This window comes from Micromonospora sp. NPDC047548, assembly GCF_040642975.1.
In the GTDB taxonomy this organism is placed as follows: domain Bacteria; phylum Actinomycetota; class Actinomycetes; order Mycobacteriales; family Micromonosporaceae; genus Micromonospora.
The window spans coordinates 19,269-40,131 of record NZ_JBEYTI010000016.1 but is presented as its reverse complement, the minus strand read 5'-3'; the positions used below and the strand labels follow the sequence as shown (position 1 = coordinate 40,131).

Annotated in this window: 13 protein-coding genes; 5 read left to right on the top strand and 8 right to left on the bottom strand. The window is 70.6% G+C overall.

All coding sequences use genetic code 11. The features are described 5' to 3' along the window. Positions 1-5: 5 nt before the first annotated feature. Positions 6-1,427 carry an MFS transporter gene (locus tag ABZ807_RS18170; protein WP_357158797.1) on the bottom strand — a complete coding sequence of 474 codons (1,422 nt, stop codon included), beginning with the start codon at positions 1,425-1,427 and terminating at the stop codon, positions 6-8. 124 nt (positions 1,428-1,551) lie between these two features. On the opposite strand from ABZ807_RS18170, the gene ABZ807_RS18165 reads away from it, so the two are divergent. Beyond that, positions 1,552-1,962: a heavy-metal-associated domain-containing protein gene (locus ABZ807_RS18165; protein ID WP_357158794.1), complete on the top strand. Its 411-nt coding sequence runs from the start codon at positions 1,552-1,554 to the stop codon at positions 1,960-1,962. Positions 1,963-2,050: 88 nt separating this feature from the next. Then, a complete protein-coding gene (locus ABZ807_RS18160) occupies positions 2,051-2,356 on the top strand; it encodes a glutaredoxin domain-containing protein (RefSeq protein WP_357158791.1) in 306 nt (101 codons plus the stop codon). 67 nt (positions 2,357-2,423) lie between these two features. Here ABZ807_RS18160 and ABZ807_RS18155 read toward each other — a convergent pair whose 3' ends face one another. From ABZ807_RS18155 to ABZ807_RS18140, 4 genes are all read right to left on the bottom strand, one after another. Beyond that, complete coding sequence (locus tag ABZ807_RS18155; RefSeq protein WP_357158788.1) at positions 2,424-3,344, bottom strand: M56 family metallopeptidase; 921 nt, start codon at positions 3,342-3,344, stop codon at positions 2,424-2,426. After that, positions 3,341-3,703, bottom strand: a complete 363-nt coding sequence (locus tag ABZ807_RS18150) for a BlaI/MecI/CopY family transcriptional regulator (protein ID WP_357158785.1) — start codon at positions 3,701-3,703, stop codon at positions 3,341-3,343. The genes ABZ807_RS18155 and ABZ807_RS18150 overlap by 4 nt, the downstream gene beginning before the upstream one ends. Positions 3,704-3,944: 241 nt before the next feature. Continuing rightward, positions 3,945-4,580, bottom strand: a complete 636-nt coding sequence (locus tag ABZ807_RS18145) for a DUF305 domain-containing protein (protein ID WP_357158782.1) — start codon at positions 4,578-4,580, stop codon at positions 3,945-3,947. 217 nt (positions 4,581-4,797) lie between these two features. Continuing rightward, positions 4,798-5,307, bottom strand: coding sequence for a DUF2752 domain-containing protein (locus ABZ807_RS18140; protein ID WP_357158779.1), 510 nt, complete (start codon positions 5,305-5,307; stop codon positions 4,798-4,800). Between the two features lie 85 nt (positions 5,308-5,392). Between ABZ807_RS18140 and ABZ807_RS18135 the strand changes: the two genes are divergently transcribed. Next, on the top strand, positions 5,393-6,298 hold the full coding sequence (locus ABZ807_RS18135; RefSeq protein ID WP_357158776.1) for a F510_1955 family glycosylhydrolase: 906 nt from the start codon (positions 5,393-5,395) through the stop codon (positions 6,296-6,298). A gap of 87 nt (positions 6,299-6,385) precedes the next feature. On the opposite strand, the gene ABZ807_RS18130 is transcribed toward ABZ807_RS18135, so the two are convergent. Then, complete coding sequence (locus ABZ807_RS18130; protein ID WP_357158773.1) at positions 6,386-8,485, bottom strand: heavy metal translocating P-type ATPase; 2,100 nt, start codon at positions 8,483-8,485, stop codon at positions 6,386-6,388. 303 nt (positions 8,486-8,788) lie between these two features. Here ABZ807_RS18130 and ABZ807_RS18125 point away from each other — a divergent pair, with 303 nt between their 5' ends. Together ABZ807_RS18125 and ABZ807_RS18120 are read left to right on the top strand one after the other, a co-directional pair. Continuing rightward, entirely contained in the window at positions 8,789-10,819 is a 2,031-nt protein-coding gene (locus ABZ807_RS18125) for a beta-propeller domain-containing protein (RefSeq protein WP_357158770.1), read from the top strand. Positions 10,820-11,010: 191 nt separating this feature from the next. After that, positions 11,011-16,476, top strand: coding sequence for a carboxyl transferase domain-containing protein (locus tag ABZ807_RS18120; protein WP_357158767.1), 5,466 nt, complete (start codon positions 11,011-11,013; stop codon positions 16,474-16,476). Between the two features lie 60 nt (positions 16,477-16,536). On the opposite strand, the gene ABZ807_RS18115 is transcribed toward ABZ807_RS18120, so the two are convergent. Together ABZ807_RS18115 and ABZ807_RS18110 are read right to left on the bottom strand one after the other, a co-directional pair. Continuing rightward, positions 16,537-18,129, bottom strand: coding sequence for a hypothetical protein (locus tag ABZ807_RS18115; protein WP_357158764.1), 1,593 nt, complete (start codon positions 18,127-18,129; stop codon positions 16,537-16,539). Positions 18,130-18,616: 487 nt separating this feature from the next. After that, complete coding sequence (locus ABZ807_RS18110) at positions 18,617-20,767, bottom strand: S8 family serine peptidase (RefSeq protein WP_357158761.1); 2,151 nt, start codon at positions 20,765-20,767, stop codon at positions 18,617-18,619. Positions 20,768-20,863 lie beyond the last annotated feature (96 nt).

The window sequence follows — 20,863 nt, the reverse complement described above, 5'->3', positions numbered from 1 at the left end:
CAGGGTCAGCCGACGCGCGCGGGCTCGGCGTCGTTGGCGGGCTGTCGCTTGGCCGAGCGCAGGCTGAGCCCGGCGATGACGGCGCCTGCGGCGGCGATGATCCCGGCGCCGACGAAGGCGGCGGAGTAGCCGTCGGTCAGAGCGGGCAGGTCGCCGAGCCGGTCGGCTCCGGCGGCGGAGGCGACCGCGGTCATGGCGGCCAGGCCGAGCGCCGAGCCGACCTGGTAGCTGGTGTTGACGATGCCCGAGGCGAGGCCGCCTTCCTCGGGGCGGGCGCTGGAGATGGCCGTACCGAGTGATGGGATGAACGCCAGGGACATGCCCAGCGCCGCGACGAGCGAGGCGGGCAGGACGTCCACGGCGAAGCTGCCGTCGGGGCGGACCAGGGCGAGCCAGCCGAGTCCGATGGCGAGGACCGCGAGACCGGTGACCACCATCGGCTTCGGGCCGAACCGGGCGATGGCCCGCGGGGCGAGCGCGATCATGCCGATCATGATGAGGATCGTCATGGGCAGCAGCGCGGCCCCGCTGGGGAAGGCGCTGTAGCCGAGGACCTGCTGCAGGTAGAGGTTGAGGAAGAACCACATCGGAATCCAGGCCGCTCCCAGCAGGATCTGGGCGACGTTGGCCGCGGCAAGGTTCGAGGCGCGGAAGATCGACAGTCGCATCAGCGGCTCCCGGCGGGCCGCCTGGATGGCGACGAACGCCGCCAGGGCGACGACGGCTCCGGCGAGGACCAGCCAGGTCTGTCCGGAGGCCCAGCCGATCTCGGGGGCGCGGACGATGCCGTAGACGGCGGCGCCGAGACCGACGGTCACCGTCAGCGCGCCGATGACGTCCAGCGAGCCGCGGCGCGTGCCGCCGGCCGGCATCAGCGACGGGGTGGCCACAAGCGCCAGCAGTGCGATCGGGATGTTGATGTAGAAGACCCAGGGCCAGCTGATGTATTCGGTGATGACGCCGCCGAGGAAGACACCGGCGGTGCCGCCGGCGGGTGCCGCGGCGCCGTAGAGAGCGAGCGCCCGGGTGAGTTCCCGGGGCTCGGCGCCGAAGAGCATCATCAGCAGCGTCAGCGCCGACGGGGCGATCAGCGCCGCACCGGCACCCTGTACGGCGCGGGCAGCCAACTCGACGGCGACGCTGTCGGCCAGGCCGGCGGCCGCCGAGCCGATGAGCAGGATGAGCCAGCCGGAGGCGAACATGCGCCGGGCGCCAAAGAGGTCAGACAGCCGGCCGCCGAGCAGCAGCAGGCCACCGAACGCGACGACGTAGGCGTTGAACACCCAGGACAGGTTCCCGGGTGAGAAGCCGAGATCGGCCTGCATGCGAGGTAGTGCGACGCCGATGATCGAGGTGTCCATGATGACCATGAACTGGGCGAGGGCGATGAGTCCGAGGGCCCACCATCGCTTGGCAGCGGATGACATTACGATCACTCCTTCAGTTACCCCTAGGGGGTATGGGTACCGTGGATTGTGTACCCCCCACCCGTATCCGGTGTCAAGGTGACCGCGACCACCTCTACCGCCTAGGCACCGAAGCGATGAGACCTTGAGCCAGATACCCCGTCGGGGTATCTTCACCTTGCCGGCCGCCGAGAGCGTGCTGGCCAATGCGTCGCCGTCCGGGGCGCCGCGTCGTCGACCCGGTCCCGACAGGTATCCCGAGGAGATCTTCATGTGCACGAATGAATCGAGCTGCGGCTGCGCCACCGTCACCATCGACAGCGCGCCGGCGGCCGCCGTCACCATCGACGGCCTCCGCAGCACGTACACCGTCTCGGGCATGACCTGCGGCGGTTGCGCCAAAATGGTCGCCCGTCATGTCGGCGACGTCGCGGGCGTGACCGATGTGCAGGTCGACGTGGCCAGCGGGGCAATCACCACCATCAGCGACGCCCCGCTCGAGACCGCTGACATCCGCGCGGCCGTGGAGCGGGCCGGCTACCGACTCGCGAGCTGATCCGCCGGGCCTGCCGCGCCCGCCGTCACCAGTCGTGGCACCCGGACATGGCACCCCGCCGACCCGTCAAAACCATCAGGAGACCGACATGACCAACGACGACCTCCCCCACCGAGACCAGGCCGCACCAGGGCTCGTGGTCTACGGCACCGGATGGTGCCCCGACGTGCGACGCAGCCGCGCCCTGCTCGACACCGCCGGCATCGCCTATGACTATGTCGACCTGGAGGAGGACCCCACAGCGACAGAACTCGTCCGCCGGCTGCAGCGGGGGCACCGTCGGGTTCCCACGCTGGTATGGCCCGACGGCAGTTTCCTGGTCGAGCCCACCGATGATCAACTCCTAGCCCATCTGGGCACAGATGGCGCGAAGCCTGGCGACGTCGGCGACTGACCGACGTCGACGCCTGTTCCTTGAGCTCCGCCGGGTTCCGTGCCGTGGGCCAATGCGGTGTTGCGCGCTAAATGCAGGTGATGACGGCAGCGAACAGGCCGATGCCCATGGGCGCTGTCAGAGCCATCGAGGCGAGCACGCCTCGAATGAGACTGCGGCGGCGCGGGAGTGGCTCCTGGAGTCGTCGGAGCCGGATGGCCGTCTCCGCACCCGCCATCGAGAGAGTGGACGGCGGGTGCGGCGCGCCGGCGAAGGCCAGCAGCGCCGCTCGTACGGCCGACTGGCCGCACTCGCGTACGGCGGCGGCGTCCGCGCGTAGCTCGACGAGCAGGCGAACGGCTGACGGCGCCTCCCGAGTCAGCGGCAGCCACGGCATGGCCGCCGCGAGCCCTTCCACGACAGACACGAGCAGATGGTGACGTTCGCGCAGGTGTGCTCGCTCATGACTGAGCACCGCGGCCAGCTGATCCGATGGGAGATCACGGGCGCTGGTAGCCACCACCGTTACTCCGCCGGACCCCCCGACGCTGTAGGCCAACGGGGTCGGGTGAGGAATCCACAACACGGGCACGCCGCCGGAGTCCGGTGGCAGGCCGGAGAGCGTCATGAGGTCAGCGTGAACCCGTCGCGTGCGACGCGCCGTCCGTGCTCTACGGCCGCAACCAACAGCGAATCTCGCCAACACCACGAGCATGGTCAGCGCGCCCGCCATTCCGAGAGCTTCGTCGAGGGCGGGTACCCGACTGGGTCGTGCCCAGTGCCAACAGAACTGGGCGAGCTCACGCAGCGCCACATCATGCGCGACGCTCGGGGCGAGGAGCACGGCGACCGCAGCGCCGAAGGTGGCCAGCACCGCGAAGGGCAGGCAGAGCCAACCGAGCAGCACGGCGAGAGGGTCCGCCACGCGGTGGAAGCAGAGCCGAAGCGCGACGGGCCCCCACCAGGCGACGATGACGGCGCCGACGACGAGCGCGAACGCGAGGCTCACTGCGAAGCGTCCCGTTCGTGGAGCACCTGCTTCAGGATGTCGAATTCCCGGTCGGAGGCCGACCTCGCGAAGTGCAGCAGTACCAGGTCGGGGTCCGTGCTGGTGTCCAGCACCTGGCGCAGCGTGCGGGCCGCGATCTCCTCACGGGTCCCGGCCGGGCGGTAACGGTAGGCTCTGCCCTCCTTCTCCCGCACGACCCAGCCTTTACGGTGCAGATTGTCCAGCACCGTGAGCACGGTCGTGTAGGCCAAGGGACGTCGTACGGTCAGCACGTCGAGGACTTCTCTGACCAGCAGGGGCCCTTCGGCATGCCAGAGCACGTCCATGACCGCCGCTTCGAGTTCACCGAGCCCCTTCACACCCTCTCCTCCCGCGTCCGTCAGAGTACGCGGGCGGACGGGCTTCAGCGGTGCCGGGACGTGCCGCGTGCAGCAAGCCGTGGGAATCCGCGGCCCGGTGCTGCCGGAAGCGCTCACCGCCACGTGATCTGGTTCTGATCACGGCCCAGAACTGCAGCTGAAGCAGCCATGACTGCGCAGAACGCAGCGGGCCCTCATCGGTTAGGCGAGGGGCCGCTGTGTGTCGGTTGTGGCGTGGCGGTCACAGTCGGTCGAGGATCTTCTGGAGGGTCTCGACCTCTGCAGCCTGATCAGCGGCGATCTTGGCGGCGAGAGCCTTGGCGTCGACGTTGCTACCGTTGGACTGCTCGGTCTTGGCCATCTCGATGGCACCGCTGTGGTGGCCGATCATCATCTGGGCGAACTTCTTGTCGAACTCGGTGCCCTTGGCCGCGGCGAGGTCCGCCATGTCCTGCTCCGACATCATGCCCGGCATGCTGTGGCCTGGAAGAGGGCTCATGCCCGGCATGCTGTGGTCGCTCGGGAGCGAGGTGGGCCTGCTCCACGCCGCGAGCCAGCCCTTCATGGTGGTGATCTCGGGATCCTGCGCTGCCTTGATCTTGGCAGCCAGGCCCTTCAGTTCGGGATCGCTGGCTCGGGTCGGAGCCAGGTCGGCCATCTCGACCGCCTGCTGATGGTGCGGGATCATCATCTGGGCGAACATCACGTCCGCGTCGTTGAAGGTGCCGTTCGCCGAGGCCGCGGCACTCGCCGACGGGCTGCTGTTGCCGTGGTCGATGCCGGCCGTGTCGTCGCCGCCCCCGCAGGCCGCGGTGACGAGCAGGGCGGACAGAGCGACGCCGGCGAGAACGGTCCGGCGCAGGGTCGTGCGCTTCATCAGGTACGAAATCCTTGTCGTTGGTGGGTTCGGAGAGCGAGGTGCGCGTCCCCAACACGCCGAACGTCAGAGCGACGAGCAGCACGAGCCGTGAACGCTTTGCGCCCGCCATGCGCTCCGATCGACCATTTTTGTCTAGTTCATTCCGTAACAGACTAGTTGGTGCATTTTTTTGACCGTCGCCGCCCGAGGCGAGTTGGGGAGACGACCGCTCACATCAGGGGGTCAGGTTGGGTATGTCGAACCACGTGAACGGCGCCCACGGCAGGTTACGCAGCACGGTGCTGTAGAGCAGGAAGGCGACGGCGTAGGCCCAGTAGACAGGCGGCGACAGGTGTAACGCGGGTAGCTCGCGGCCGAACCAGGCGCCGACTGTCCAGCGGATGCCGACATAGACGATGAACGGAACCGCGATCAGGGCCGCCAGGTGGTGGCGGGCAGCTTCGACGAGATTTCCGTGCAGCAGGTAGTAGAACATCCGTGTGCCGCCGCAGCTCGGACCGTTGATGCCGGTCAGCGCGTGCCAGAGGCACGGACCGGTAGGGTCGTCGACCCGGTCGGTCGGATTGAAGCGGAGAACGAAAGCGGCCGCGGCCGAAACGGCGCCCGCCATCGCAAGAGTGACCCACCGCTGCGCCGTGCGATCTGGACTCAGCGCATTCCGTCGCATCGTCGCCCCCTTCGTCCGTTCGGTGCCACGAGCGTCGAGATGGGCAGGAACCCCCATCCCGACACGCTGCTACTAACCGCGAATAGTAGATGACCTACCATGGACAGCTGCTGAGGGGATCGTGAGATGCGAGGAGATCAAAATGACTGCCAGGCCAGCGCACCGGAGGACCTGGGCAGTCGTGGCGGTGGCCCTTGTCGTCCTGGTCGCGGCGGTCATCGTAGGCAGCGGATGGCGTGATGGTCCGGGACGTGATGGGCCGGGACGTGATGGTCCGGGCCCGGATCGCCATGCTTCCTCGTCCACGTTCAGTCATGTGCACGGAATCGCGGTCAACCCGACCGACGGGAAGCTCTACGTGGCGACCCACCACGGCGTCGTCCGGATGTCCGACAGCGAGGCGACGCTCGTGGGCGATGCGCGTCAGGACACCATGGGCTTCGCAGTGGTCGGCCAGGATCACTTCCTCGCCTCCGGCCATCCGGCGCCGGGGGAGCCCGGGCCCGCGCACCTGGGCCTGATCGAAAGCCGCGACGCCGGACGCAGCTGGCAGTCCGTCTCGCTGTCTGGACACGCCGACTTCCACGTGCTGCGCAGCTCCGGCACGGTCACGTATGGCCTGGATTCCACCTCGGGGACGCTCATGGCCAGCAGCGACCGGGTCACCTGGGACACTCGTTCTCAACTCGACGCCTATGACCTGGCGGTCGACCCACAGCGGGCGGACAGCGTGCTCGCCACCACGCAACGGGGACTGCAGCGGTCGACAGACGGAGGCCGCACCTGGCAACCGGCCGCCGGCCCGGCCGCGGTCCTGCTGCACTGGCTCGACGATGAGCGCCTCTACGCCATCGGCGTGGACGGGCGGATCCGGCGTTCGACCGACGGCGGTGACACGTGGTCGTCCACCGGCGGTACGGTCCCGGACACTCCGGCCGCGTTCACGGTCCACGGTGAGCAGCTTTACGTCGCGACGCGCAGCGGCGAGGTACGGCGCAGCGTCGACGCGGGAACTACGTGGCAGCCACTAAAGACGTCACCGTCGTAGCGGTGGCCACCCCGTGGTCCGCTACCGATTCTGCTGACGGCTGTGGCCCGGCCGGCTCAGCGCCGGCCGGGCCAGTGTCGCAAGTATTCAGCTTTGTCGGGGCGTCAGGCGGACTCGCCTGAGCAGTTGCGCGTTGAGCGCCACGACGATGGTGGAGGCGGACATCAGCACGGCGCCGACCGCCGGGCTGAGCGCCAGGCCCGCCCAAGCCAGCGCGCCGGCCGCGACCGGGATGGCCACCACGTTGTAGCCGGCCGCCCAGGCGAGGTTCTGCACCATCTTGCGGTAGGACGCCCGGGACAGCCGGATCACGCCGGTCACGCCGCGCGGGTCGGAGGACGCCAGGACCACCCCGGCGGATTCGATCGCGACGTCGGTGCCGGCGCCGATGGCGATGCCCACGTCGGCGCGGGCCAGGGCCGGGGCGTCGTTCACCCCGTCACCGACCATCGCCACGGTCAGGCCGCGGGCCTGCAGGTCGGCGACCGCCTTGTCCTTGTCGGCGGGAAGCACCTCGGCGAAAACCTCGTCCACCCCTGGTCGGAAGCCCAGGTCGGCGGCGACCGCCTCGGCCACCGGCCGGGCATCCCCGGTGATCATGACGATCTTCTTCACGCCCTGTGCCTGCAACTCGGCGATCGCCTGCCGAGCCTCCGGCCGCACCTCGTCCTCGAGAGCGAACGCACCGATCGCCTCCGGCCGCCCGCCGGCCGGCAACCGCACCAGGTGCAGGACGGCACCACCCCTGGCCGACCACCGGCTACTGATGGCCTCGAGCTCGGCCGGCACCGCGGCGCCGAGTTCCCGCAGCAGGGCGGGCCCGCCGACGGCGTACGGGACACCGTCCACAACAGCTCGTACCCCACGTCCGGTCAGGGAACGGAAGTCAGAGGCGCTGGCCGGCCCCCCTCGATCCCGGGATGCCTGCACCAGTGCCCTGGCAAGCGGGTGTTCGCTGTCGGCCTCGACGGCCCCGGCGACACGCAGCACCTCGTCCTCGGTGAGCCCTTCGGTGGCGGCGGTCGCGGTGACGGTGTGGGCGCCCTTGGTAAGGGTCCCGGTCTTGTCGAACAGGACGGCGTCGACACCGCGCATGCGTTCCAGCGCCAGGCGGTCCTTGACCAGGATGCCGGCCTTGGCCGACACCGCGGTCGACAGGGCGATCACCAGCGGGATGGCCAGCCCGAGGGCGTGCGGGCAGGCGATCACCAGCACCGTCACGGTACGGACGACGGCCTCGTTGACGTCGCCGAGCGCCCACCAGGCGGTGAAGGTGGCCAGCGCGGCGGCGGTGGCCAGGTAGAAGAGCACCGCGGCGAACCGGTCGGCGAGCACCTGGGCGCGGCCAGCGGACGCCTGCGCCTGGGCGACGAGACGACCGATGCCGGCGAGGGCGGTGTCCTCGCCGACGGCCTCGACGCGTACCCGCAGGGCGGTGTCGGTAGCGACCGTGCCCGCCACGACGCGGTCGCCGACGGCACGGGGAACCGGCCGCGACTCCCCGGTGATCATCGACTCGTCCAGCTCGGCGCTGCCGTCGAGGATGCGACCGTCGGCGGGAATCCGAGCGCCGGAGCGGACCAGGACCACGTCGCCGACCCGAAGCTCGGTCACGGGCACCGGTCGCACGAGTCCGTCGCTGTCGACCCGCTCGGCGTCGTCGGGCAGCAGGGCGGCGAGGGCGCTCAGGGCTCCCTGCGCCTGCCCGATGGCCTTCATCTCCTGCCAGTGGCCGAGCAGCATGATGGTCACCAGCGCGGCAAGCTCCCACCAGAAGTCAAGGTGGAACAGTCCGAGGCTGGTGGCCAGGGAGGCGACGTAGGCGACGGTGATCGCCATCGAGATCAGCAGCATCATGCCCGGCGTCCGGTCCCGAATCTCCTGCACGGCGCCGGCCAGGAAGGGCCATCCGCCGTAGAGGAAGACCACGGATCCGAGGACGGGGCCCGTCCATGTCATGCCCGGAAAGTCGAGGGAGTAGCCGAACCAGTCCATCACCATGTGGCTGGTGGCCACGATCGGCAGGGTCAGCGCCAGGCTGAGCCAGAACTTGCGGCGGAACTGCTCCGGGTCATGCCCGGCGTGCTTGTCATGCCCGTGGCCGGCGTGGTCGCCGTGGTGATTGTGGTGCTGTTGGTGGCCGTGATGCTCGGGGGGGCGGGGGGCCGGCGCGTGGGCGTCGTGCATGGCAACGCCCACCTCGTGGGCGGGGCGTGAACGGACCTCCGCAGCCGGGAGGGCTGCGTGATCGGTGTGGTGACGTGTCATGGGGGTCCACCTCCACCACGAAAATATACCCCCAGGGGGTATAACGCAAGCCGATAATTGCCGGGGCGCCTGTGCGGGGACCAACGGCGTAGGGCGTACGTCCGGCTGGGCTGATTCAGCCCACCCGGGAACCCAGCCCGGGGCTGACACGTCACAGGACGCATGACGGGTAGCAGCGTCCACGTACCCCATCGACCGGCCGTGACCGGCATCCTCCGAGTCATGACTCAAGCCCGGGTCAGGCGACTGATCCTGGTCGTCAGCCTGTCCCTGGTCGCCGGCTGTACGGCGGAGCCGGCCATCGCGCCGCCACGTGACCGGGGAGTGCCGGCCGGCGGGTTCCGGCTCGTTGCGTTCGACTCCTGCACGGAGGCGCTGCAGCAGCTCAAGACGGCTGCCAAGGCGTACGTCGGGCCCTGGGGGTTCGGGTCGAACGGAAACATCCGCACCTTTGGCGGTGCGGAACAGGCCGGGGCGCCCGCGGCAGCGAAGCGGGCGGATGCGGCGCCCGGGGCTGCCGCCCCCGCCTACTCGGGTACCAACACCCACGAGGCCGGGGTCGACGAGCCGGATCTGGTCAAGAGCGACGGCAAGCGGATCGTCACCGTCAACCGGGGCAAGCTGTACGTGATCGATCCGGCTGACCGCCGGCTGACCGGGGAACTGAAACTGGCGCCCGGTGCCGACGGGTTCGGCGGGGCCGAAGACAGCCTGCTGCTACAGGGCGACCGGGCGCTGGTGCTGCTCCGCGAGGGATGGGCCGGGATGGCGAAACCCGCCGCCGCTGAGGGCGGCGGCTCCGTGCCGGCAGACGGTCGCTCTGCCCGGACGCCGGAGGACATCGTCGGCCCCCGGCTGATCATGGTTGACCTCTCCGGCGCGCCGGAGATCATCGGCGAATACCGGATCGACGGCGATCTGGTGGATGCCCGTCAGGTGGGCATGACGGTCCGGGTCGTGGTCCGCTCCGCGCCTCGGCTGACCTTCCCGTACCGGGAACAGGCCACCGACGAGCAGCGCACCGCCACCAACCGCGAGATCATCGACCATGCCACCCCCGACGACTGGCTCCCCCGGTACGAGGTCACCTCCGGCGGGCGGACCAGCACCGGACGGATCGGCTGCGACCGGGTGAGCCGGCCGGCCAGCTACTCCGGCACATCGCTGGTGACCGTGCTCAGCTTCGACCTGGGTGTGGCCACGCTCGGCGCCGGCGACCCGGTCACCGTGATCGCCGATGGCGACACCGTCTACAGCAACGCAACCCGGCTGTACGTCGCCAACGATCAGCGCTGGCGAGTGCTGCCGATGGCGACCACGCGGAACGCCGCACCCGATCCCAAGGACGAAACCACCGAGATCTATCAGTTCGACACCTCCGGCGCGGGCGCCCCGCGGTACGTCGCCGCCGCGTCCGTACCGGGCTGGCTGATCAACCAGTACGCCATGTCGGAGTGGGACGAGCACCTGCGGGTTGCCACCACCAGCGGCCGCACCTGGGGCAACAAGCCCGACTCGACCTCCAGCGTGTACGTCCTGCGCGCCGACGGCACGACGCTGACCCAGGTCGGCAAGGTCACCGGACTGGGCAAGGGAGAACGGATCCACGCCGTACGGTTCGTCGGCGGCACCGGCTACGTCGTCACCTTCCGGCAGACCGACCCGCTCTACACGGTCGACCTGCATGATCCGACGACGCCGAGGGTGAGCGGCGACCTGAAGATCAACGGGTATTCGGCGTACCTGCACCCGGCCGGCGAAGGGCGGCTCCTCGGCGTCGGACAGGAGGCGTCGGGCCAGGGCCGCGTCCAGGGCACCCAACTCTCGCTCTTCGACGTCTCCGATCCGGCCAAGCCGACCCGGATCGCTCAGTATCACGTCAAGCAGGGGCACTCCGAGGCGGAGTTCGACCCGCATGCGTTCCTCTACTGGCCGGCCGAACGCCTGGTCGTGCTGCCACTGACCGTCTACGCCAGGGGCGCCGTGAGCAACCCTGGTGCGGTGAAGAGCCAGAGTGTCGTGGGCAGCCCGGGCCTGCCGAGCAACGTGGCGCTGGCGCTGCGGGTCGGCGACGGCGGGTTCACCGAGCTGGGCACGGTTGACCATACGCTGGGCACGGGGCGTCCCGAGGATCTGGCGCCGATCCGCCGGTCACTGGTGGTCGACGGAGTGCTCTGGACCGTCTCCGCCGCCGGCCTCAAGGCAACCAGCGTCTCCACCATGAAGACCCTCGGCTGGCTGCGTACGGCGTAACCCGCACTGCGTGCCCGCCCTGACCAACCGTGCGTCGACCAAAAACTTTTGTTCGTTTCCTACAACTGGGGCTGCGTAGGGTTCGGCGATTGCGACATGGCGCTGCCCGCCGGCAGGCGGAAAGGTGATCACTGCCGGGAGCCGCCGTCTCGCGGCGCGCACATCGTGGGTCTACCGAAGGAGTCGGTCGGGTGTTCAGCCGTGTCGCCATCGTCAACCGTGGTGAGGCCGCGATGCGGCTCATCCACGCGGTCCGAGAGCTGGCTGCGGAGACCGGGACCCGGATCGAGACCGTCGCCCTGCACACCGACGTCGATCGCACCGCCACGTTCGTGCGTGAGGCGGACATCGCCTACGACCTCGGTCCCGCGTCCGCCCGCCCGTACCTCGACCTGACGGCGCTCGAGCGCGCACTGGTGGAGACCGGGGCCGACGCCGCGTGGGTCGGCTGGGGCTTCGTCGCCGAGGACCCGACGTTCGCGGAGCTGTGCGAGAAGATCGGAGTCACTTTCGTCGGGCCGAGCGCGGAGGCCATGCGCAAGCTCGGCGACAAGATCGGCGCGAAGCTGATCGCCGAGGAGGTCGGCGTGCCGGTCGCGCCGTGGAGCCGCGGCGCCGTCGAGACTCTGGACGCCGCCCTGGCGGCGGCGGCCGAGGTCGGCTACCCGCTGATGCTGAAGGCAACCGCGGGCGGCGGCGGGCGCGGCATCCGCATGATCACGAACGAGGCCGAGCTCGCCGACGCGTACGAACGCACCAGCCAGGAGGCGGCGAGGGCGTTCGGCAGCGGCATCGTGTTCCTGGAGCGCCTGGTCACCGGCGCCCGGCACGTCGAGGTCCAGGTGATCGCCGACGGTCAGGGCACCGCGTGGGCGCTCGGTGTCCGTGACTGCTCAGTGCAGCGGCGCAACCAGAAGGTCATCGAGGAGTCGGCGTCGCCGGTGCTCAGCCCGGTGCAGGCAGCCGAGCTCAAGGCGTCGGCCGAACGGCTGGCCGTCGCGGTCGGTTACCGCGGCGCGGCGACCGTCGAGTTCCTCTACCACCCCGGCGACCGACTGTTCGCGTTCCTCGAGGTCAACACCCGCCTGCAGGTCGAGCACCCGATCACCGAGTTGACCACCGGGTTCGACCTGGTCAAGGCGCAGCTGCACGTCGCCTCGGGCGGGCGGCTCGAAGGCGAGCCGCCGGTGGAGCGCGGGCACGCCATCGAGGCCCGGCTGAACGCCGAAGACCCCGACCGCGACTTTGCGCCCTCCCCGGGCCGTATCGAGCGGCTGGACCTGCCCGCCGGCCCGGGTATCCGGGTGGACACCGGCGTCAGCGAGGGTGACACCATCCCCGCCGACTTCGACTCGATGATCGCGAAGATCATCGCCTACGGCCGCGATCGCGACGAGGCGCTCGGCAGGCTGCGCCGGGCGATGGCGAACACCACGGTGATCATCAGGGGCGGCGCGACGAACAAGAGCTTCGTGCTGGACCTGCTCGACCAGCCCGAAGTGATCGACGCCAGCGCGGACACCGGCTGGATCGACCGCGTCCGCGGCCAGGGCAGGCTCGTCGGGCACCGGCACTCCGGCGTCGCGCTCGCGGCCGCCGCGATCGAGGCGTACGAGGAGGAGGAGCGCGTCGAGCGGCAGCGGCTGCTGTCGACGGCGGCCGGCGGACGCCCGCAGGCGCAGCACAGGAGCGGCCGACCGCTGGATCTCAAGCTGCGGGGCGTCGGCTACCGCGTGCGCGTGGCGCGGGTCGGCGCGCACCGGTTCCGCGTCGGCATCGAAGCAGGCGGCGACGTCCGGATCGCCGACGTCGAGCTCGACCGCTTCGACCGCCACACCGGGCAGATCGTCGTCAACGGCGCCCGGCACCGGCTACTCACCGGGACGCACGGGCCGATCCACCTGGTCGAGGTGGACGGCGTGACGCACCGGGTCAGCCGCGACGAGGGCGGCGTCCTCCGCTCCCCCATGCCCGCCCTGGTCGTCGCCACGCCGCTCGAGGTCGGCGCCGAGGTCGAGGCGGGCGCGCCGGTGCTGGTGCTGGAAGCCATGAAGATGGAGACGGTGCTGCGGGCGCCGTTCCGGGCGCGACTGAAGGAATGCGCCGTCTCCGTGGGCAGCCAGGTCGAGGCCGGCGCAGCGCTGCTGCGGCTGGAGCCGCTCGCCGACGACGACGCCGAGACCGCCGACGGCTCGACCGCCGCGTCCGTCGAGGTGGACCTGCCCGCCGCACCCGCGGAGCTGCCGGCGGGCACCCGCGCCCGGCGCGGTCAGGAGGACCTGCGCGGCCTGCTGCTCGGCTTCGACGTGGACCCGCACGACGAACGCCGGGTGCTCGACGCCTACCTCGCCGCCCGCCGGGCGGCCACCGCGGACGGCCACCGGCCGCTGGCCGAGGAGCTCGGCCTCGTCAACGTGTTCGCCGACCTCACCGAGCTGAGCCGTAACCGGCCCACGGGTGAGGACGGCGGCGGCGCAAGCCACGTGCACAGCGCCCGCGAGTACTTCCACACCTACCTGCAGAGCCTCGACGTCGAGCGGGCCGGGCTGCCGGACGCGTTCCAGGCCAAGCTCGCCAAGGCGCTCGGACACTACGGTGTCACCGACCTGGAGCGCTCCCCCGAGCTCGAAGCCGCCGTGTTCCGGATCTTCCTCGCCCAGCAACGCGCGTCCGCCGACGCCACGGTCGTCGCGACGCTGCTGCGCGCGTGGCTGCGGGAGCCGCCGCCGGCCGAGACGCTGGGCGAGCCCGCCGGTCTCGCGCTGGAGCGGCTGGTGGCCGCCACGCAGGTCCGCTTTCCCGTGGTCGCCGACCTCGCCCGCGGCGTGGTGTTCGCCTGGTTCGCGCAGCCGCTGCTGCGCCGCAACCGCGCCCGCGTCTACGCCGAGGTCCGCAAGCACCTGCGCCACCTGGACGCGTACCCGGAGGCGCCGGACCGCGCCGAGCGCATCGCGGAGATGGTACGCAGCACGGAACCACTGGTACGGCTGCTCGGCCAGCGGCTCGTCCGCGACCACCTCGACAACGCGGTCATGCTGGAGGTGCTGACCCGGCGGTACTACGGCAACAAGGCGCTCACCAGCGTCCGCACGCGTGAGGTCGCGGACTGCACGTTCGTGGTCGCCGAGCGCGCGGACTCGACCGTGGTCTCCGCCGCGGTGCGCTTCGACGCGCTGGGCGGCGCGCTGCGTGGGCTGGCCGAGCTGGCCGGCGACCAGGACGACATCGACGCCGACATCTACCTCGCCTGGGAGAACCAGCCGGAGGACCTGGACGCGACGGCGGCCGCGCTGCTCGAGGTCGTCAACGCGCACCCGCTGCCCCGGCAGGTCCGCAGGCTCACCACCACCGTCGCCGGTCGCGGCGGAGCGGTGATGCACCACCACTTCACGTTCCGTCCGTCGGACACCGGGATGACCGAGGAGCGGCTGATCCGCGGCCTGCACCCGTACATCGCCGAGCGGATGCACCTGGAGCGGCTGCACAAGTTCGACCTGACCCGGCTGCCGTCGGCGGACGAGGAGGTCTACCTCTTCCAGTGCGTGGCGCGGGAGAACCCGTCCGACGAGCGTCTCGTCGCGTTCGCGCAGGTGCGTGACCTGACCGAGCTGCGCGAGCACGACGGCCGGCTGGTCGCGCTGCCGACGACGGAGGACACCGTCGCCGCCTGCCTCGACTCGATCCGCCGCGCGCAGTCGCGGCGCCCGTCGAAGACGCGCTTCAACACCAACCGCATCGTGCTCTACGTCTGGCCACCGAGCGTCCTCACCCGCGAGGAGATGGAGATGATCGCCGGGCGGGTGCGCCCGACGACCGCGGGCGCCGGGCTGGAGGAGATCCTGTTCATCGCGCGGCAGCGCGACCGCACGACCGGCGAGCTGACCAAGATCGCCGTACGGATCTCCTTCGACGCCACCGGCGGCGCCGAACTGACCGTCGGCGAGCCGCCGGTCGAGCCGGTCGAGCCGCTCGACGACTACCGGCTGAAGGTGCTGCGCGCGAGCAGCCGCAACACCGTGTACCCGTACGAGCTGACCGGCCTGCTCGGCGACTTCGTCGAGCACGACCTCGACGACGACCACGCGCTGGTGCCGGTCGACCGGCCCAAGGGGCGCAACAGCGCGGCGATCGTCGCCGGCGTGGTCACCACGCCGACCCCGCGGCACCCGCAGGGCGTCACCCGGGTCGTGCTGCTCGGCGACCCCACCAAGTCGCTGGGTGCCCTGTCCGAGCCGGAGTGCCGCCGCGTCATCGCGGCGCTGGACCTGGCCGAGCGGATGCAGGTGCCGCTGGAGTGGTACGCGCTGTCCGCCGGGGCCCGGATCTCCATGACGTCGGGCACGGAGAACATGGACTGGGTGGCTGCGGCGCTCAAGCGGATCGTCGAGTTCACCCAGAACGGCGGTGAGATCAACATCGTGGTCGCGGGCATCAACGTCGGCGCGCAGCCGTACTGGAACGCCGAGGCGACGATGCTCATGCACACCAAGGGCATCCTGGTCATGACGCCGGACTCGGCGATGGTGCTCACCGGCAAGCATTCGCTCGACTTCTCCGGTGGCGTGTCCGCCGAGGACAACTTCGGCATCGGCGGCTACGACCGGGTGATGGGCCCGAACGGGCAGGCGCAGTACTGGGCGCCGAACCTGCCCGCCGCGCGGGACGTGCTGATGTCGCACTACGAACACACGTACGTCGCACCCGGCGAGGAGGCGCCGCGGCGGGCGACCACCACCGACCCCACCGACCGCGACATCTCCGCCTTCCCGCACGCCGTGGCCGGCAGCGACTTCACCACCGTCGGCGAGATCTTCTCCGCCGCCACCAACCCCGACCGCAAGAAGCCGTTCGACATCCGGACCGTGATGCGGGCGCTCTCCGACCAGGACCACCCGGTACTGGAACGCTGGGCGGGCATGGCCGACGCGGAGACCGCAGTGGTGCAGGACGTACACCTCGGCGGCATCCCGGTATGCCTGCTCGGCATCGAGTCCCGGGCGGTGCCGCGGCGAGGCTTCCCGCCCACCGACGGCCCGGACACCTACACCGCGGGCACGCTGTTCCCGCGGTCGTCGAAGAAGGCCGCGCGGGCGATCAACGCGGCCAGCGGCAACCGGCCGCTGGTGGTGCTGGCGAACCTGTCGGGCTTCGACGGCTCGCCAGAGTCGATGCGCAAGCTGCAGCTGGAGTACGGCGCCGAGATCGGCCGCGCGATCGTGAACTTCCGCGGGCCCATCGTGTTCTGCGTGATCTCGCGATACCACGGCGGCGCGTTCGTGGTGTTCTCGAAGGCGCTGAACCCGAACATGACCGTGCTGGCGCTGGAAGGCTCGTTCGCCTCGGTGCTCGGCGGCGCTCCCGCCGCTGCGGTGGTGTTCGCCGGCGATGTCGCCGCCCGCACCGCGGCCGACCCGCGCGTGCGGGACCTGGAGGCCCGCGCTGCGGCCGCGTCCGGCGCCGACCGCGCCGCGTTGACCGCAGAACTCGACGAGCTCCGCTCGTCGGTCCGCGCGGAGAAGCTCGGCGAGGTGGCCACGGAGTTCGACCGCGTGCACAACATCCAGCGCGCTGTCGAGGTTGGCTCCGTTGACGCCGTCATCCGCGCCGCCGAACTGCGTCCGCGCATCATCGATGCCATCGAGTCCCATCTGCGGTAGTCCGGTCCTCGGCTGCGCGAGGTGGGTGGCAGGGTCACCGAGCGCTGGTCTCGGCATGTGTCATAACTTGCAGGCCACCGGCTTGAACAGTGCATCAGTGCCGGTCTGCGTCCGCCACACCGGGTTCAGTTTCAGCGGGAGGGCTGGGGCTTGCCAGGCTACGAAGAAGTCCGGTCTGCCTCGGCGATAGCGATGCAGCTGCGGGTGGACCGGTGGCTGGCCATTGAGGAAGGCGCCGATGGCGCGCTGCACGACTGGCCGCTTGGTCTGCTGGCCGTGGATACCGGGGACCTCGACCAGGGGGATCTGTGGAGCGCTCTGCCCCTGGGGTGGGAGGGTCATCGTGTCGATGGTCGGCAGGAAAGCGATTTTCGATACCCCAGGTACCGGACAGAGCAACTGGTTGCGATAGAGCGGCGCGTTGTCCAGAAGCGAACGCAGGAACGGCTGGTCCGGGTCGTCCGGCACGGCTCCGCCGGGCACCACGAGAAGGGCGCGTACCAACCAGCCGGTACCGATTCCCCATCCGCGTTCGGCGTCCGGCGGCGGGTAGTAGGTGCGGCCGGCCCGGACCAGCGGGTCGGTGAGGACGGCGCTTGTCACCGCCGGTTGCCGCATTCGGCTGAGGTAGTAGTGGACGACCATGGCCCCTTCGCTCTCTCCGACAAGTGCCACCGGCCGGCCTGTGGCGGCATGGGCACGGTCCACCTGGCCGGCAAGGAGGCGGGCGCTGTCGACGACCGACTGATGGGTGTCGACGGGCCCGTACGGCCGAGCCCGGCCGTCGGCATCGACGCCCCGGTAGGAGAAGCGCATCACCGGGCCGGTCGGTGGCGCCGGATCACCGGGGTAGGCGGAGTTGAAGCCAGCAAGGTAGATGACAGTCTGGGGTACCGCAGGCAGGTCGGGAAGCGACGATGCCGGTACCGTCCGCTTGCTGCTGAGCCGTATGGAGGCGATATCGACGGCATACAGGCAGCCGATGACCAGGACGGCGACGAGCGGAGCCACCGGCACCAGTCGCCAGTGCACCGGCCTCTGACACAGGGCCGCGTGGACCAGTTGGCGCCAGAGCAGACCATTGATCGCCCCCACCACACCCGCCGTTGCCACCACGCTCCAGCCTGGAGTGGCAGCCACGGCGGCGCCGCCCACGGTGAGCACCGCGAAGGTGAGCAATGACCAGCCGGCCAGCCGGAGCGTCGGCAGGCCACGCCACCAGTCGGGCACGATCCCGCCACGGGCAACGAGCGGCGCCAGGACCGGCACCGGCAGCAGTTCCAGGAACAGGAACCAGGCCAACGCGAATTGGGCGGCGACAACCGAGACGGTGGCCCAGGGCACCAGAATCACGGCGACGAACACGGCGAAGAGCAGGCTACGTCCGACTAGCCGACGTAGTGGCGGCCGCGGAATTGCCGTGGGCCAGGCAAGCGCGACGCATCCAGCGCAGAACAGCCCTCGTACGACGACCGCGCAGACCAACCCGATGCCGAAACCGAACCAGCTGTCGTGGTAGACCAAGACCCAACGCAGGTCGTGGAACATGCCGTACGGCCAGATGGCAGCGAACTGGGGTGCGATCGCCCTGGTGCGTAGGAAGCCGGCCCCGTTCATCGCCCCCGCCTCCGCCGCTGCCGCCACCGTTGTCAACGCGAGAAGTAGGAGTAGCCGCGCTGAGCGCATGACGCACCTCGCTTTCCGCCAAACTCGGCGTCGCCGGGTACCCATTTCCCTGAAGGGCAATCGTCCGATTTCCGGCATGGGACCTACGCGGCCGGTGTGACCGGCGAGGCCGAAACAAGTCCCTGTCCAACGGAAGGAACGCCACTGATCGCCGGGTGGGTGTCGAAGCCTGTCCGGGGGCCGGCGGGACGCTGCCCTCTCGCCCCACGGATGGTGAAGATCAGCGCGATCACCGCGATGAAGGCGCCTACCCCGCTGGCGATCTTGTCCGCCCGTGCCGCAATCGCTTCCCATCCAGCCCGTGATCGTTGGCGGCTCAGCTGTAGTCGCCCCGGCGTGTCGACTAGCTCAGCTGCCAACGTTCCAGTCGTAAACGGGCACCATCCTGACGCGACCATCAACCCGAAACGGACACACCATCACGTACCTGAACGGGATGTCCTCATAGCGGGGGTTAGCGGACCACCAGCGTCGCCGTGGCCTGGTGGACCACCGAGCCGCTGGTGCCCGTGATGAGTATCGTGAATGTGCCGCGCGGAGTCCGGCTGGTGGTGCTCACCCGCAGGGTCGAGGCGCCAGAGGCGCTGACGGGGTTCGGCGTGAAGCTGGCTGACGAGCCAGTCGGCAGGCCGGCTGTCGACAATGCCACCGCGCCCGTCAACCCGCCGACCGCCGAGGTCGACACCGTGTAGGTGGTGGTCCCGCCCCGCAGCACCGTCGCCGACGACGGCGAGATGGTCACCGAGAAGTCCGGTGCCGGCGTGACCACCAGCGTGATCCCGGTCGAGTGGCTGGTCGAGCCGCTCGTACCCGTCACCGTCAAGGCGTACGTCCCTGGCGGCGCCGACCCGGACGTCGCGATGCTCAGGCTCACGCTGCCCGAGCCGACGACGACCGACGGCGAGAACGATGCCGTCCCGACCGAATCCGGCAGGCCGCCCAGGCTCATCGCGACGGTACCGGTGAAGCCGTTCAGGCCGGTGACGCCGATCGTGTGGCCGGCGCTGGAGCCCGCGACGACGCTGGCGGAGGTCGGCGTCGCGGCGAGGCCGAAGTCGGGCGGAGCGGTCACCACGAGCAGCACCACAGCGGTCCGGCTCAGCCCTCCGCTGGTCGCGGTGAGGGTCAGTGGGTGCGTACCGGCGGCGATCTTGGGCGCCGTGGTCAGGGCCACCTGGGCGGAGCCCGTCCCGCCGGCGACGACGGCAGGGGTGATCGCCCAGGTTGCCTGTGTGGCGGAAAGGCCGCCGAGCGCGAGCGCGACGTCGCCGGCGAAGCCGTTCACGCCCGCGATGGAGATGGTGTACGTGACACCGCCGCCCGGGACGGTCCTCGCTTCGGAAGGCGACGCGACCACGCTGAAGTCGGGTGCCGTGGACAGCCATTGGTAGGCGGCGAGCGCGTCCACCCGGCCGTACCCGTAGGCGTTGTCAGGCCCGAGCTCCCCCAGATCCACCGCGGTGCTCTCCAGCGCGCTCTGCTGGCGGTCCGCGCCCAGGTCGGGGAACGCGCCGAGCAGGAGGGCGAGCACACCGGCGACGTGCGGCGCGGCCAGCGACGTGCCGGATGCGTCGCGGTAGCCCCCATACAGGTCGGTGGTCCGCACGCCGACGCCGGGCGCGGTGAGCCGCGGCGCGACCGTCTGGTCGCAGGCGGACGGGCCGCGACTGCTCGAGGGATCGATGACCCCAGCGTCGTCGACGGCGCCGACCGCGAGGGCTTCCGGGTTGTTGGCCGGGCTGAGCACGGTGGAGGGATCGGGCCCGTAGTTGCCGGCGGAGAACACCGGCAGGATGCCGGCCGCCCGCAGGTTGCGCAGATCCGGCTGGAAGTCGAGGTTGCAGCCGCCGACGGCGCCGCTCCAGGAGTTGTTGACCACGTCGGGTGCGTCGGGCGTGGCCGGGTTGCCGTCCGGGTCGAGCAGCCATTGGAAGCCCAGATGGATGCGCGAGGTGGTAGTGCTGCCGCGGTCGTTGAAGATCTTTACGGCGATCCACTTCGCGCCCGGCGCGACGCCGATCGACGTGCCCCCTGCCGAGCCTCCGACCAGCGCGCCCATCGTCGCCGTTCCGTGCCCGTTCACGTCGGTCGGAACCGCCGGGTGCTCGCCGTTCGGGTCGTACCAGCTGTTGCTGCCGCCGCGCCAGGTCGCGGTCAGGTCCGGGTGGCTGCCGTCCACTCCGGTGTCCATCGTGGCCACCACGGCGCCCTGGCCGGTGAGGCCGAGGCTCCACAGCGCCGGGGCGTTCACCGCCGCGACGTTCGGCTCCACGGGCGCGGCAAGGTTCGACGAGGCGACCGTTGACGGCGGGGCCTGGACCGTGCGGTCGGGACCGATCTCGCGCACCTCCGGCCGTGCCGCGAGCTCGGCGATCACCGACGGTTGGGCGACGACCGCGACCGCGTTGACCACCCACAGCGGCACCGCGTCGGCCACCAGGCCCTGTGCCCGTCGCCGGGCGAGCAGGTCGAGCACGCCGGTCTGAGCGGCCGCCGCCCGGGCGCGCAGGGCACGCACGAGCGCGACCTGGCGCTTCCGGCGGGACGGCGCGACGACGGTGCTCGGGTCCAGCTGGGACCTGAGCACCACGATGGCCTTCACCATTCCGGCACGTTCCGCGGATGCCGTTGGGCCGGCTTCGGCGGGTGCCGCTGCGGCTCTGTGGCCCACCGTCGCAGGGGCCATCAACGCCGTGACGAG

Bases quoted from the DNA above. Each gene is read 5' to 3' on its own strand.
- ABZ807_RS18170 (WP_357158797.1), bottom strand. From the start codon at position 1,427: ATGTCATCCGCTGCCAAGCGATGGTGGGCCCTCGGACTCATCGCCCTC.
- ABZ807_RS18160 (WP_357158791.1), top strand. From the start codon at position 2,051: ATGACCAACGACGACCTCCCCCACCGAGACCAGGCCGCACCAGGGCTC.
- ABZ807_RS18145 (WP_357158782.1), bottom strand. From the start codon at position 4,580: ATGAAGCGCACGACCCTGCGCCGGACCGTTCTCGCCGGCGTCGCTCTG.
- ABZ807_RS18140 (WP_357158779.1), bottom strand. From the start codon at position 5,307: ATGGGGGTTCCTGCCCATCTCGACGCTCGTGGCACCGAACGGACGAAG.
- ABZ807_RS18135 (WP_357158776.1), top strand. From the start codon at position 5,393: ATGACTGCCAGGCCAGCGCACCGGAGGACCTGGGCAGTCGTGGCGGTG.
- ABZ807_RS18130 (WP_357158773.1), bottom strand. From the start codon at position 8,485: ATGCACGACGCCCACGCGCCGGCCCCCCGCCCCCCCGAGCATCACGGC.
- ABZ807_RS18125 (WP_357158770.1), top strand. From the start codon at position 8,789: ATGACTCAAGCCCGGGTCAGGCGACTGATCCTGGTCGTCAGCCTGTCC.
- ABZ807_RS18110 (WP_357158761.1), bottom strand. From the start codon at position 20,767: ATGGTGAAGGCCATCGTGGTGCTCAGGTCCCAGCTGGACCCGAGCACC.